Origin of the sequence: Aeromonas sp. INTO2 (genome assembly GCF_049860605.1) — a bacterium.
GTDB lineage: Bacteria > Pseudomonadota > Gammaproteobacteria > Enterobacterales > Aeromonadaceae > Aeromonas > Aeromonas caviae.
Genome location: NZ_CP187588.1, coordinates 250,296 through 263,589, shown reverse-complemented (window position 1 = coordinate 263,589; position 13,294 = coordinate 250,296). Strand labels below are relative to the sequence as shown.

Here is a 13,294-nt window from a genome sequence, read left to right as displayed (position 1 = left end):
AGCGGCTTTTTGCTGGGCGTCTCTCCCTTATGGCAGCTTGACCAGGGGTTGCTCGCGCAGCTCGGTGGCCCGACCGCCCTGGATCTTCTCCACCTGGGCCAGGGCCTGCTTCACTTCGTCGGCATTTTGCAGCAGGCGATAGGTCAGATCGAAGGTCTTGGTCTCCCCCGGCTGGATCTTGGGGACCAGCCCGAGCGGGCGCTGGTACTTGGTGCTGTAGGCATAGCTGGTACCGGGTTCGATGCCGGTCACATAGCCCTGGGCCCGGGTGTCGGTGTTCTTCCACAGGGTCAGCACCGGCAGCTGTCTGGTGTTGTAGCCCACCGCCACTCCGGCGTTGCCGGCCCGGTTGTTCAGCACTGCCAGGGTATTGCCGTCGGCGTCGCTGTAGGGCACCAGGTTGAACACCATCTCGTCGAAGCCCTTGGTGGGCCCCAGATAGGTTTGCCAGCCCTTGAGTCCGGCCTTGGCGTAGTCATTGAACGGGGAGATCTGCTTCACCGGCGTGCTCACCCTGGCCCCCTCCTCCAGAATGGGGGCCCCGAAGTTGCCGTGATAGATGATCTGGTACTCGTTCTCGTAGTCAGCGTGGTTGGTCAGCTTGTCCTGCAGGGCAAACTCCGCCTGACCGGGCACCACGCTCAGCTGGGTCCAGGTGACCAGTTCGCTCATCTTGAAGGTGCGCTCGTCCACCCGGCCCAGCACGTGGATGGCATAGGGCGGCTCGTCGTCCACGGTCACGCTGACCACGGAGGCGGGAATGTTCTGCACCCGGCCATGGAGGCTCTTGAGGCGGCCGTCGTCATCCACTCCGGGATGACCCGTCCACTCGTAGCCGCAGCGCACCAGCATCTCGTTGAAGCCGTCGAGCCAGCCGAGGCCGCCACGGCTCTCGAGATCGATGAAGGCGGGATTGACCACCTCCTTGACCGGTGAATCCCAGCCGAGGCGCAGATCCGCCGCCTTGACCTCCTTGATCCCCATGCCGCGGGTCGGCACCAGGGTGATCTTCATGACGCCGTTGTCGACGATGAGCAGATCCACCCCTTCCTGGCGGCCGCCGTGCAGGCGTTTCTTCTCGATGGTGAAGGGAACCGGGCTCTTGATGCCGAGCTTCTCGCTGGTGATCTTCCAGTCCCCCACATCCAGCCCTTGCTGGGAGTCGGTCAGCAGAAATTCGGCGGCGTGACCCGCGGTGGCGCCCAGGGCGAGCAGCACGGCAATGGAGAGTTTCTTCAACATGGATTTATCCTCGTGTCTCTTGTTTTTGTGAAAGCTGAATCGTTTCAGTGATCGAAAACTAGGCGTCTGACGCCCCGGACTCAAGAGACAAACGGAGGAAATGTGAGCCGATTGACAATAAAAACGGCTTCAGCCCTGCTGAAATGAAGGCTGACTCACAGTTATGAAAGGAGGAAAAAACAGGCGGGGCGCCGAGAGGGTCACCCCGCCCGCACCACATCAGGCAAGGGCCAGTGCCACCGCGGCTTCGGCGTGGATGGCGGTGGTGTCATAGAGGGGCACGGCGGCCTGGCACGCCCCCACCAACAGGGCGATCTCGGTGCAACCCAGGATCACCGCCTGGGCACCGGCCTGTGCCAGATCGGCGATGATGGCCAGATACTCGGCCTGAGACGACTCGCGAATGTCGCCGAGGCAGAGTTCGTCATAGATGATGCGGTGCACCCGCTCCCGTGCAGCGTCATCAGGCACCAGCACCTCCAGCCCGAAGCGCTCCTGGAGCCGCCCCTTGTAGAAATCCTGCTCCATGGTGAAGCGGGTGCCGAGCAAACCCACCCGGGTCACCCCGTCGGCCTGGAGGCGATGGGCCGTGGCATCGGCGATGTGGAGCAGGGGAATGTCGATGGCGGCCTCGATCTCCGGCGCCACCTTGTGCATGGTGTTGGTCCCGATCAGCAGGAAATCGGCGCCACCGGCCTGAATGGCCCTGGCCTCGGCCGCCAGCAGACGGGCGGTGGCGGGCCAGTCACCGGCGTGCTGCAACCGCTCTATCCCGGCAAAATCCACGCTGCTCAGCAGCACCCGCGCCGAGTGCAGACCGCCGAGCCGCTCGCGTACTCCCCGGTTGAGGGCCTGGTAATAGCTGACGGTGGACTCCCAGCTCATGCCACCCAGCAGACCGATACATTTCATGGGATCTCCTTATGTCACCCGATGGTGCAAACCAATGCTGCAATCCCTCAGGGGGCGCGTTTGATCGCACCGCCCCAGCAATAAAAAAGGCCCCGAAGGGCCAACAAGACAGCCGGTAAAGGCTCAGGCCGAGGCCTAAACCCAGATCATCAGCACGCAGGCCGCCGTGGCGAGCCCCATGCCCAGATTGAAACGACGCCAGCCGGTGGCGGTGCGGATGAGGCGGCGCACCTGGGCACCGAACAGCACCCAGAAGGCACCGGTATAGAGGCCGGTCACGAAGAAAATGCCGAGCACCCAGCCCGCGGACGGCCAGTAAGCCTCCCCCGCCAGGGTGAAGCCGCTGATGGCGGAGAGCGCCATCATCCAGGCTTTGGGATTGAGCAGTTGTAGCATGGCCCCCTGATGGGCCGGGATGAGCGGCCGGTTCCCCTCCGCCGGGCCACTGGCGTTGGCCACCTTCCAGGCCAGCCAGAGCAGGTAGGCCGACCCCACCAGCTTGAGGCCGTCGTGCAGCAGGGGCAGACGCTCGAACACCACCCCAAGCCCCAGGGCCGTGGCCAGGATCATCAGGTTGATGCCCCCACCACCCCCACCAGCAGAGGCACGGAGCGGCGAAACCCCTGGGCGGCCCCGGCACTGGTGAGCAGCATGTTGTTGGGGCCCGGCGTGCCACAGGTGATAAGGGCAAAGCCCGCCAGGGGGAGCAACCAGTTCAGATCCATCTCAACCTCGTTCAGATACGGCAAGCCTCCTAATATGCAGAGCCGACGCCCTGACGACAAGGTCAGCAATGCATTTTCTTTGCATGAATAATCAAGACGCTGTTAATACCAGAGCATCACCACGCACAGGGCGGTCAAGGCACCCAGGCTGCCGTTGAGACGACGCCACCCCTTGTCCGAGTTGATCCAGCGGCTGAGCTGATGGCCAAACATCACCCAGGCGAAGCAGACCGGGAACCCCGCCATGGGGAAGACACTCATGATGCCCCACATGCTCGGCCAGTAGTCGCTCCCCGGCAGGCTGAACAGACTGATGGCCGAGATCCCCATCATCCACGCCTTGGGATTGAGGAACTGGAAGCCCAGCCCTTCAAGCAGGGTCAAGGGGCGGGCACGGCTGGCGGGATCTCCGGGGGCGCCTGCCACCGCGATGCGCCACGCCAGCCACAGCAGGTAAAGGCTGCCCAGCACCTGCAGGCTCAGCTTGAGCAAGGGCCAGCGCTCGAACAGCGGATAGAAGCCGAGCGCCAGCACCAGTTGCAGCACAGGCTGGCCCACCGCCACCCCGATGAGATGGGGCAGGGTGCGACGCACGCCGAAGTTGGCACCGGACGCCGTCAACATCAGGTTATTCGGCCCGGGCGTGCCGCAGGTGAGCAGGGCGAAGCCAAACAGGGTGGCATACCATTCGATGGTCATGGGGAGACTCCTTTCTCGCCACATTGTACCGATACAATGTGTGCTTGTTGGTTGTGTACAGGCTGATAATCACGCTATATTGCGGACAATCTTGGATCAATGGATTTATTGTCACCATGACAATCTGGACGCCCGACCTCACCCCTTTCGAGGGGCCCCTCTACCTCAAACTGGTCAAGGCCATCGAGCAGGCCATCGCCACCGGTATCCTCTCACCCGAGACCCGGCTGCCGACCCACAGGGCCCTGGCAGACAAGCTGGGGGTCACCGTGGGCACCGTCACCCGCGCCTACACCGAGGCGGAGCGACGGGGCCTGCTGGCGGCCCGGGTCGGGCACGGCACCTGGGTCAGGGGAGCGGCGGATCCCGCCAACGAATGGGTGATCCGCAATGAAGACAGCCAGCGCATCGAGCTGTGGCAGAACCTCCCGGTCCAGCTGGACAGGGGCGCCATCATCAGGCCCCTGCTCACCGAGCTGGCGCAGGGGGATCTCAACGGCCTGCTCGGTTATGACAAGGAGGCGGGACGCCCCGCACAACGCCAGCTGTTCGTCGACTGGCTCGCCGAGCAGGGCATCACGGCGAGCGAAGATCGCCTGCTGTTCAGCCATGGGGCCCAGCACGGCATCATGCTGGCCCTGCTTGCCACCGGCTGCGTGGGAGAGACCCTGTTTTGCGAGGGACTGAGCTACCCCGGCATGCTGGGCAATGCACGCCAGCTCAAGAATCAGGTGGTGGGACTGGCGATGGATGAGGAGGGACTGCTGCCAGAGGCGCTGGATGCCGCGTGCCGTACCCGCCGGGCCAAGCTGCTCTACCTCACCCCCACCCTGCAAAACCCCACCACGGCCACCATGAGCCTGGCGCGACGCGACGCCATCGTCGCCATCGCCCGTCGCCACGATCTGCTGATCGTCGAGGATGACGTCAACGGCCTGCTGCCCGAAAGTGCGCTCCCTCCCCTGGTCAACCTGGCACCGGAGCGGGTCATCTACCTCGGCAGTCTCGCCAAGATCGCCTGCGGCGGCCTGCGGGTCGGCTTCGTGTTGTCCCCTCCCGCCCTTCGCAACGGCTTCGCCCAGGCGATGCGGCTGTCGAGCTGGATGGTGAGTCCGCTGCTCATCGAGCTGGCCTGCAAGCTGGTGAGCCAGCGCCAGATCATGCCGCTCATCGAACACCAGCGAAAAATCCTGGCGCGCCGGGGTGAGCTCCTGCGCCACCTGTTGCCGGGAGCGCGCTGGCAGGCGGGGTCCATGCACGCCTGGCTGCCGCTGCCCGAGCCCTGGCGCAGCCAGGAGTTTGCGGAGGCCGCCAACGCCCTTGACGTGGGGGTCGCCAGCGGAGAACACTTCGCCGCCGGCCAGTTTGCCGCCCCGCAGGGAGTACGCCTCAGCCTGAGCCAGCCCGCCACCGACGCCCTCGTCGCCGAAGGGCTGGAGCGCCTCGCCGGGCTGCTGAGGGGCACGCCGCCCACCAATCCCCTGCTATAGTCATTGACCCTGGCACCCGAGGAGCCTTCATGTCTGCCGTCCGTCCCGCCCTGCTGATCGCGACCCTGCTGCTGGGAGGCTGCGCCTCCCCGGCCCATCAACAGCTTGGCGCCGCCCTGAGCGGACTGGAGGGGGAGCTGACGCGGCTGGAGGAGGAGTTGGCAGCCATGAACGGCCTTCACTATCAAAAAGCCATCGACGCCCCGGTGGCGCTGCGCCGCTATCTCAAGGCCCCCGCACCGACGGCAGAGGGGCTGGTGCCCGTGCAGAGCCGACTGCAAGATGGCCCTCTGCTGCGCTACGACTACCGGCTGCCCGCCGGAATGACGCAGCTGCCCACCGACAACCCCTGCCTGCGCTACGAGTTCGAGCTGCGCCGCCTCGGGCGCCTGGGCCAGCTCGAGCTCGCCTGGCAGGGAAAGGCGGGAGCCGGGGAGCTGCGTGTCCCCCAGCGGGACTGCCCCTTCTCGGCCAGGGGGCACGGCCTTCAGTGATGCTATCTTTGCCCCGCCCAAGGCCGGCACTGAGCCATCCCTGACCCAGGTGGGGTATTGACCCCCTCTGGCTCTCGCGGGAGAGTGGAGGCTAACTTTGAATCCAACCTCGCCACCCCCGACCGGCGAAGGAGCGTCAAAGATGCAGATCCTCCTCATCGAAGACGATGCCATGATGGGCTCGACCCTCACCCAGGGACTGAGTGATCTGGGGCTGCCCCCCACCGAGCTGTTCCACTGCAAAGAGATTGCAAGCCTGCCCGCCCTGCTGCGCCAGCACGCCTTCGATGCCATTCTTTGCCGCCAGTATCACCACCAGGCCCACGAGGGAGTCAGGCTGCTGCATGAAGCACACCACCTGGGCCTGCTCGCGCCCGGCTGCGTGCTCCTGCTGCTGGAGCAGGACGAGGACACCGGCCAGTTCCCCCCCTCCGACCTCTATTTCGCCCTGCGTCTGGCCGTGCCCTTCACCACGGAGCAGCTGGCGCACAGCCTGCAAGCGCTGCTGGCACTGACCACGGTGACCCGCCCCCTGGCCACCCCCATGGCGCTCAGGGAGTGGCGCAGCGCCTGCGCCCAGTGCGAGGATCTGCTTTACCGGCACGCCAGTCACAAGGGGCTGGAAGCACAGATGGACAGGGTAAAGGGCTACATGCTGCTGCAAGCCGGGGAACGGGTGCAGGCCGCCCAGCACTACGCCATCTGCACTACGGAGTACGATGCCTGGTGGCCACGCCAGGGGCTGAACCAGGCCCTGCTCGGGCTGAACCGGGTGGAGAGTGCCCACAAGGATCTGGCCCGCAACCGGGAGCGACTGCCCCCCGTCATCCATCAGGCGCTGGTTCTCGCCTGCCAACTGCACGAGGCGCAGTGGGATCCTGCCTGGGAAACCTTGTCAGGCTTGCTGCAACGCTGCCCCTGGCAGCCGCAGTGGCGCCAGGTGGCCATTTTGCTGGCCTTGCTGCGAAGGGATGAAGGTCAGGTGCTGGCGCAGGCCAGCGATTTCATCCTGCGCTACTTCCCCAAACAGACGTTTCGCCACTCCGTCGAACGCTGCCTGCTGGATGCGACCCTGGCGGTGCTCTGGCATCCACCGGGAGAGGCCAGAGTTCATGAGCTGCAGCAGGCCCTGGAGGAGCTCGGCCAGCAGGCCGTGACCCTGCGGGCCCACGAGGAGGGGCTGCTGCGCGCCCTGATGCTGGGTCTGGATTATCGATTCGATGACGCCTTGATGCTGCTGGCCAAGCACCCGCCGGAGGCAGCGCGGGACAATCACCTCAACCAGTTGCTCGGAGTGGCCGTCAGCCAGTTCTGCGGGCTTCCCCACCATGCCCAGCGTTATCTGGCCCAGCTCGGCCAGTATCAGGGACCGGTGGCACAGACCCCGCTGCTGCAGGGGCTCATTTTGCAGGTGGTCGACGATCTGGCGCGGCAACTGGCGCAGCGGGAGCAGCAGCTGACCCAGCTGCGCGAGGAGCGGCAACGGGCCATGACCACGGGTCAGCTCCAGCTCGCCGTGCAGAGCGCACTGACCCTGCAGGAGCGATTCCCGGCCCAGGCGGGGGATGCCTGGCAACTGCTGGTATTGCTGACCCAGTGCTGGCCCGCAGGCATGGCGGCCCCGGCGGTGGCCCGCCTGGTGGACAGGCTGGAGCAGCGTCTCAACCACAGTGCCGCCTTCCTGGAACACCATGGGAACGCCTATCGGGAGACCCTGCAACAGGTGAGATCCCACCTGGCCCCCAAACTGCCGCCCCTCGGTCCCCATCAGGGCCTATAGCCATCCAGGGCGGTGCATGCCGCCCTGGCAGGTGTGTTACAACAAGCCCCGCACCAGGATCCCCGCGATCAGCAGGGGGGCGACCAGCCGCCAGCACCAGAGCAGCGCACCACGCATCAGCGGCGAGAGATCCGCAGGCACAATACTGTCCCCCAGCTTCCAGCCAAGCAGCAGGGTCAGCACCAGACCGAACAGGGGCATCATCAGGTTGGAGGTGAGGTAATCCAGCAGATCGAACAGGGTCTTGCCAAACAGGGTGTACTCCGCCCAGGGCCCGAACGACAGACTGACCGGAATGCCGCAGGCCATGATGAGCAGGGTCAGCACCCGGCAGGCATTGCGGCGCGACCAGCCCCACTCCTCGGTGGTGAAGCGCACCAGGTGCTCCAGCATGGAGATGGAGGAGGAGAGCGCCGCCACCAGCAGCAGCAGGAAGAAGATCACCGCCAGCCCCTGACCGAACGGCAGGTGGTTGAACACCGCCGGCATGGTCATGAAGGTGAGGCCGGGGCCGGCGGCAGGATCGATGCCGGTGGAGGCCAGCACCGGGAAGATCATCAGCCCCGCCAGCACCGAGATGCAGCTCGCCAGGGTGACTACCCAGACCCCGGAGCGCAGCGCTCCGTCACTGCTCGGCAGGTAGGCGCCATAGGTGGTGTGTACCCCGAGGCCAATGGAGAGGGAGAAGAACGCCAGCCCCAGGGCGTCGAGCACCCCCTGCCCCGTCAGGTGGGAGAAGTCGGGCATCAGGAACTGGCGTACCCCGGCCATGGCCCCCGGCATGGAGAGCCCGGTCACCACCAGGAGCAGCATCATCACGAACAGGGCCGGCATCATCCAGCGCAGCGCCCGCTCCACCCCCTGTTGCAGCCCTCCCTGCACGAACCACCAGGTGAGCCCGGCGAAGACGAGATGGGTGAGGGCCGGCCAGAGGGGATCGCTCACATAACCGGTAAAGAGTGCGGTGAGGGTGCTCGCCTCACTCAGGTTGAGCTCGCCGCCCACGGCCAGGGCCGCATAGCCGACGGTCCAGCCCCCCACCACGCTGTAGAAGCTGTAGATGAAGAAGCCACACAGGATCCCCATGTAACCCATCCAGCGCCAGTTCGGCCCCACCAGCTTGTGGAAGGCGCCGAGCACGCCGCGCTGGCTGCGGCTGCCGAGCAGGGTCTCCCCCACCAGCACCGCGACCCCCAGGGTGAAGCTGAAGAGCAGGAACACCAGTAGGAAGGCACCGCCCCCGTTGGTGGCTGTCACATAGGGAAACTTCCAGATGGCGCCAAGGCCGATCGCCGAGCCGGCGGCCGCCAGCACATGACCAATACGGGAAGACCACTGAACCTGGCTCATACAACCTCCGGGCAAGACAACATCAGTTCGATACTCCATGGCTAGACGCGGTGTGCGCCGCAACAAAAAAGGCCGCCTGAGGGCGACCTTTGCAATGAACAGTCAGACAAACGACACCTGCAAGGTCACCTCTCCAGGAAGGGGCTAAATCGGCCACAGAGAGCGATAAGGGGTGACATGGGAGGGCGACGCCTGCACGGTAAAAAGGAGCCACAGCCTAAACCATGGCAAGAGAAGTTGACAGGAAATAGTCTAAAACAGAACCAAAAACAGATTTAACCAAAATAAAATATCGAAATTTCAGATCATTACTCTGTTTATTTTTAATTAAAAGAATTTTATAAAGAGTCAATCCTGCCACCCCACTCCCCGGCCAGCCCGGCCGGGGAGTGGCAGAGATGACCACCCCTCCCTACACCAGGCCGCGCACCAGAATGCCGCCAATGAGCAGGGGAGCCAGCCAGCGCCAGCAGCCCATCAGCAGGGCTCGCCAGTGGGGAGCCAGCCCTTCGGGCAGCGCCTGGCGACCGAGCCGCCAGCCCAGCAGCAGCGTCAGGGCCAGCCCGAACAGGGGCATCATCAGGTTGGAGGTGATGAAGTCCAGCAACTCGAAGATGTTCTTGCCAAACAGGGTCAGGGTGGCCCATGGACCGAACGACAGGCTCACCGGGATGCCACCCGCCATCACCAGGGCAATGACCAGGTTGCACGCCGCGCGGCGGGACCAGCCCAGGCTCTCGCACAGGAAGCACTGCAAGTGCTCCAGCAGGGAGATGGAGGAGGAGAGCGCCGCCACCACCAGCAGGGAGAAGAACACCACCGCCAGCCCCTGGCCGAAGGGCAGTTGCTGGAACACCGCCGGCATGGTCATGAAGGTGAGGCCCGGGCCCGAGGCCGGATCAATGCCGGTCGCCGCCAGTACCGGGAAGATCATCAGGCCCGCCAGCACGGCGATGACGCTCGCCAGCAGCACCACCCAGAGGCTGGAGCGACCGACCCCTTCACTGGAAGGCAGGTAGGCGCCATAGGTGGTGTGGATGCCAAGGCCGATGGAGAGGGAGAAAAAGGCCAGCCCCATGGCGTCCAGCACACCCGACATGCCGAGCTTGCTGAAATCGGGCATCAGGAAGTGGCGCACCCCGGCCATAGCGCCCGGCAGGGTGAGGCCGAAGGCCACCAGCAGCAGGATCATGATGAAGAGGGCCGGCATCATCCAGCGCAGGGTGCGCTCCACCCCTTGTTGCACGCCGCCCCGCACGAACCACCAGGTCAAGCCGGCAAACAGCAGGTGGGTCAGCACCGGCCAGAGCGGATCACCGACGTAGTCGTTGAAACGGGCGGTCAGTGCCGCGCCGTCCCCCTGTTGCAGCTCCCCCGCCAGGGCCATGCCCGTGTACCCCAGGGTCCAGCCGCCCACCACGCTGTAGAAACAGAAGATGAGCAGGCTACACAGCAAGCCCATGGCACCGACCCAGCGCCAGCGCCTGCCCATCAGTTCACCAAAGGCGCCCACCACCCCGCGCCGGGTCAGGCTGCCGATCAGGGTCTCCCCCATCAGCACCGCCACCCCCAGGGTGAAGCTGAACAGCAGAAAGACCAGCAGGAAGGCGCCGCCACCGTTGGCGGCGGTGACATAGGGGAACTTCCAGATGGCGCCGAGACCGACCGCGGAACCTGCGGCGGCCAGGATGTAACCGAGCCGGGATGACCATTGGGACTGCTTCATAAGAACTCCACGCGAAAGGCCTGCCAGCGAGGCCCGAAATGGCGCTCAGAGTACGCCCGCGGGCGCGCAATCACTCGGCGTATATCCGATATAAAACTCAGTTTTTAGCATCATTAACCAATAAAATTCGGATAACCAACCAATCGTGCCACAAAATAAAAACCGGAGCGGGTATGCTCCGGTTTGTTGTCTGCTCGGGTCTGGCGGGATTAGATCACCCCCAGCTCCCGCAACCGCTCCATCAGATAGCTGTGGGCGGTGTGACGCTCCGAGAGCACCACGTCCGGACGGGGGTGCAGGAAGAGCGGCAAGGAGATGCGGGACTTGGCGGCACTGCCCCCGGTCGGGTTGATGACCCTGTGGGTGGTGGAGGGGTAGTAGCCGCGGGAGGCCTCCTGCAGCATGTCACCGATGTTGATGATGAGGGTGCCGAAATCGCAGGGCACATCCATCCACTCCCCGTCTGAACCTTTCACCTGCAGGCCCGGCTCGTTGGAAGCGGGCAGAATGGTCAGCAGGTTGATGTCTTCATGGGCGGCGGCGCGGATGGCACCCGGCTCCTCGGTGCCGTCGAAGGGCGGGTAGTGCAGCACCCGCAGCAGGGTCTTGTGGCTCTCTTCGATCATGGAGGAGAGCGGGCAGCTGTAGTGGGCGGCGATGTCGCCCGGGGTGTGCTGCTCCACCCAGCCCAGCAGCTCGGCGGCCAGATCGTTGGCGAGGCGGTAGTACTCCATCGCCTGCTCTTTCAGCTCTGCCGGCATCTGGCCCCAGGGATAGATGTGGAAGTACTCCTTGATGTCCTTCTGGCTGTGACCCTTGGCCACCTCGGACACCGAGGGCGGGAAGTAGCCGTCCTGGGTCTCGCGATTGAACAGGAAATCCTGCTTCTGTTCGCTCATGAAGAAGCGATACCAGTTGTCATAGATGGACTGCACCAGCTCCTTCGGGATGGGGTGGTGAGTCAGCACTCCGAAGCCGGTGGTGCGCAGGGATTCGGTGAAGCGCTCGGCCGCATCGGGGGAGCGATAATCGACGGTCAGGACTTTCATTGTTTTTATGTTACATGCCAGTTAAAAGTAGGCGCAGTTTACCCTGCCTCCCCCGGCAAGAAAAGGCTGCCAGAAGCCCGTCTACAACGGCTTGAAAATACTGATAAAAACATCATGATACGGCCCCCTCGCCCGGAGCTTGTCCCGGACGGGCCTCCTCTTCTAGAATGCCCCACCCCCTTTGCTGTCGGAGCCCCCTCATGTCCCCCAAGATCCTGTTGTTGACCCTTCCCTTCCTGCTCGCCGGGTGCAGTTCCCTCTCGGAGGAGGAGTGCCGTGCCATGAGCTGGTACAACCAGGGCTATCAGGACGGGGAGCAGGGCAAGACCCGGAGCGCCACCCGCGACTATCAGAAGACCTGCGGGGAGTACGGCCTCAAAGTGGATGAGGCGGAGTGGCAGCGCGGCTACGCCAAGGGGCTGGAGCTCTATTGCATCCCCGAGCTTGCCTACAGCAAGGGACGGGAGGGGAGCGAATACCTGGGGGTCTGCCCCAACGACACCAGCTTCCTCACCCAGTTCGAGCGCGGCCGCAAGGAGTACCTGCTGGAGCAGCGCCTCGGCGAATTGCAGCAGGAGCTGGAGCGCACCGAGCGGAGCATCCACCAGCTGGATCAGCAGATCCGGGGCGAGAGCGACAGCCGCCAGCGCGACTACTATCGTGCCCAGCGCGAGCGCGCCATCCGTCACTACGAAGGGGTATACCGGGACTACAACCGGCTGCGCTTCCCGGATCGGGTGATCCAGTTCTCCTTCGGGAGCTGACAAAAAGGGGCCGACATGGCCCCTTTCTGTTTATGCCGCAGACTGTTTTTCCCCTCAGGCGGGCAGGACCCAGCGCTGCAACGCCAGGGCGATGCCATCCTCGTTGTGATCCGCGGTGACCCGATCTGCATGGGCCTGGATCTGGGGCGCCGCATTGCCCATGGCCACCGCCAGCCCCACCTGCTCGAACATGCTGATGTCGTTGTTGTTGTCGCCAAAGGCCACCAGGTTCTCCATGGCGATCCCCTCGCTCGCCGCCCATTGGGCCAGCCGGTTGCCCTTGCTGCAACCTGGCTGCACCAGCTCCACCGCATAGGGGGCCGCCCAGTCACGGGTGAAGGGCAGTCTCTCCACCACCTCCCCGACGAAACGGTGCAACCGGCCGGGGTCCTGGTTGAACAACTCCAGCTTCCAGATGGGGGACTGCAACCAGAGCTCGATATCCTCGGCGGGCAGCAGGGAAACCTTGAGGTGATCCGGCTGGGTTGCCGACCAGCGCCGCATCCGGCCCACGTGCTCCTCGCAGCCCAGGTAGCCGATGCCGTCCCCCAGGTGGAACAGCGCCCCCATCTGCTGGGCTTGCACCTCCTCCAGCAGGGCGGTGAGGGGCGCCACGGCCAGGGGATCCCCGGCGAGGATCCTCTCCTGTACCGGATCATAGAGGTAGGCACCGTTGCTGCAGATGATGGGGGTGTCGAGGGCCAGCTCGTGGTGGAAGGGACGGGCCGTCATGAAGTGGCGACCCGTCACCAGCAGCACCTTGATGCCGTGGGCCCGGGCCTGGGCAAGGGCCGCCCGGGTAGCGGACGAGATCTTGTGATCCCGGTTCAGCAGGGTACCGTCCATGTCCAATGCAATGGCCTGATAACGACTCATATCACCTCCAGGAATGTCGAGACGGGTGCGGCGCCATCCCCCCCGTTTCCAGTGCCATGACGACACATCTCACCGCCGGGAATGCGGACTGGGCATCGCAAGGCCCATGATGGGAGACGCGCTCGCCGGGGGGTCGGGAAAAGCGGAGCAAAGAGCCATACCGTCCCAGACTCGGCGCCGCGATGCA

At 64.6% G+C, this 13,294-nt stretch carries 11 protein-coding genes and 1 pseudogene; 4 read left to right on the top strand and 8 right to left on the bottom strand.

The genetic code is table 11. The features are described 5' to 3' along the window. Positions 1 to 27 precede the first annotated feature (27 nt). The 4 genes and pseudogenes from ACPW74_RS01380 to ACPW74_RS01365 form a co-directional block, all read right to left on the bottom strand. Positions 28 to 1,242: an aldose 1-epimerase family protein gene (locus ACPW74_RS01380; protein WP_010672908.1), complete on the bottom strand. Its 1,215-nt coding sequence runs from the start codon at positions 1,240 to 1,242 to the stop codon at positions 28 to 30. 219 nt (positions 1,243 to 1,461) lie between these two features. Then, entirely contained in the window at positions 1,462 to 2,154 is a 693-nt protein-coding gene (locus tag ACPW74_RS01375; protein ID WP_103260802.1) for an aspartate/glutamate racemase family protein, read from the bottom strand. Between the two features lie 135 nt (positions 2,155 to 2,289). Next, positions 2,290 to 2,879, bottom strand: a pseudogene (locus tag ACPW74_RS01370) (LysE family translocator). A 102-nt stretch (positions 2,880 to 2,981) separates the two neighbouring features. Continuing rightward, the gene (locus ACPW74_RS01365; protein WP_039039402.1) at positions 2,982 to 3,578 is read right to left on the bottom strand and encodes a LysE family translocator; all 597 of its coding nucleotides are present in this window, start codon (positions 3,576 to 3,578) and stop codon (positions 2,982 to 2,984) included. A 116-nt stretch (positions 3,579 to 3,694) separates the two neighbouring features. Between ACPW74_RS01365 and ACPW74_RS01360 the strand changes: the two genes are divergently transcribed. From ACPW74_RS01360 to ACPW74_RS01350, 3 genes are all read left to right on the top strand, one after another. Further along, on the top strand, positions 3,695 to 5,068 hold the full coding sequence (locus ACPW74_RS01360; RefSeq protein ID WP_223954847.1) for a PLP-dependent aminotransferase family protein: 1,374 nt from the start codon (positions 3,695 to 3,697) through the stop codon (positions 5,066 to 5,068). 29 nt (positions 5,069 to 5,097) lie between these two features. Further along, a complete protein-coding gene (locus tag ACPW74_RS01355) occupies positions 5,098 to 5,562 on the top strand; it encodes a hypothetical protein (protein ID WP_201934631.1) in 465 nt (154 codons plus the stop codon). A 142-nt stretch (positions 5,563 to 5,704) separates the two neighbouring features. After that, positions 5,705 to 7,342, top strand: a complete 1,638-nt coding sequence (locus ACPW74_RS01350) for a hypothetical protein (RefSeq protein WP_223916050.1) — start codon at positions 5,705 to 5,707, stop codon at positions 7,340 to 7,342. A gap of 36 nt (positions 7,343 to 7,378) precedes the next feature. On the opposite strand, the gene ACPW74_RS01345 is transcribed toward ACPW74_RS01350, so the two are convergent. From ACPW74_RS01345 to ACPW74_RS01335, 3 genes are all read right to left on the bottom strand, one after another. After that, the gene (locus ACPW74_RS01345) at positions 7,379 to 8,692 is read right to left on the bottom strand and encodes a sodium-dependent transporter (RefSeq protein WP_201970093.1); all 1,314 of its coding nucleotides are present in this window, start codon (positions 8,690 to 8,692) and stop codon (positions 7,379 to 7,381) included. Positions 8,693 to 9,104: 412 nt separating this feature from the next. Next, complete coding sequence (locus ACPW74_RS01340) at positions 9,105 to 10,418, bottom strand: sodium-dependent transporter (RefSeq protein ID WP_042015790.1); 1,314 nt, start codon at positions 10,416 to 10,418, stop codon at positions 9,105 to 9,107. A gap of 209 nt (positions 10,419 to 10,627) precedes the next feature. After that, positions 10,628 to 11,467, bottom strand: coding sequence for an isopenicillin N synthase family dioxygenase (locus ACPW74_RS01335; protein WP_010672899.1), 840 nt, complete (start codon positions 11,465 to 11,467; stop codon positions 10,628 to 10,630). A 200-nt stretch (positions 11,468 to 11,667) separates the two neighbouring features. Between ACPW74_RS01335 and ACPW74_RS01330 the strand changes: the two genes are divergently transcribed. After that, positions 11,668 to 12,231: a DUF2799 domain-containing protein gene (locus ACPW74_RS01330; RefSeq protein WP_010672898.1), complete on the top strand. Its 564-nt coding sequence runs from the start codon at positions 11,668 to 11,670 to the stop codon at positions 12,229 to 12,231. Between the two features lie 54 nt (positions 12,232 to 12,285). Here ACPW74_RS01330 and ACPW74_RS01325 read toward each other — a convergent pair whose 3' ends face one another. Next, positions 12,286 to 13,107: a Cof-type HAD-IIB family hydrolase gene (locus ACPW74_RS01325; protein WP_104451834.1), complete on the bottom strand. Its 822-nt coding sequence runs from the start codon at positions 13,105 to 13,107 to the stop codon at positions 12,286 to 12,288. Positions 13,108 to 13,294 lie beyond the last annotated feature (187 nt).

What these genes read in the sequence shown, in the direction of transcription:
- ACPW74_RS01380 (WP_010672908.1), bottom strand. Translation starts at nt 1,242, where the DNA reads ATGTTGAAGAAACTCTCCATTGCCGTGCTGCTCGCCCTGGGCGCCACC.
- ACPW74_RS01375 (WP_103260802.1), bottom strand. Translation starts at nt 2,154, where the DNA reads ATGAAATGTATCGGTCTGCTGGGTGGCATGAGCTGGGAGTCCACCGTC.
- ACPW74_RS01365 (WP_039039402.1), bottom strand. Translation starts at nt 3,578, where the DNA reads ATGACCATCGAATGGTATGCCACCCTGTTTGGCTTCGCCCTGCTCACC.
- ACPW74_RS01360 (WP_223954847.1), top strand. Translation starts at nt 3,695, where the DNA reads ATGACAATCTGGACGCCCGACCTCACCCCTTTCGAGGGGCCCCTCTAC.
- ACPW74_RS01355 (WP_201934631.1), top strand. Translation starts at nt 5,098, where the DNA reads ATGTCTGCCGTCCGTCCCGCCCTGCTGATCGCGACCCTGCTGCTGGGA.
- ACPW74_RS01350 (WP_223916050.1), top strand. Translation starts at nt 5,705, where the DNA reads ATGCAGATCCTCCTCATCGAAGACGATGCCATGATGGGCTCGACCCTC.
- ACPW74_RS01345 (WP_201970093.1), bottom strand. Translation starts at nt 8,692, where the DNA reads ATGAGCCAGGTTCAGTGGTCTTCCCGTATTGGTCATGTGCTGGCGGCC.
- ACPW74_RS01340 (WP_042015790.1), bottom strand. Translation starts at nt 10,418, where the DNA reads ATGAAGCAGTCCCAATGGTCATCCCGGCTCGGTTACATCCTGGCCGCC.
- ACPW74_RS01335 (WP_010672899.1), bottom strand. Translation starts at nt 11,467, where the DNA reads ATGAAAGTCCTGACCGTCGATTATCGCTCCCCCGATGCGGCCGAGCGC.
- ACPW74_RS01330 (WP_010672898.1), top strand. Translation starts at nt 11,668, where the DNA reads ATGTCCCCCAAGATCCTGTTGTTGACCCTTCCCTTCCTGCTCGCCGGG.
- ACPW74_RS01325 (WP_104451834.1), bottom strand. Translation starts at nt 13,107, where the DNA reads ATGAGTCGTTATCAGGCCATTGCATTGGACATGGACGGTACCCTGCTG.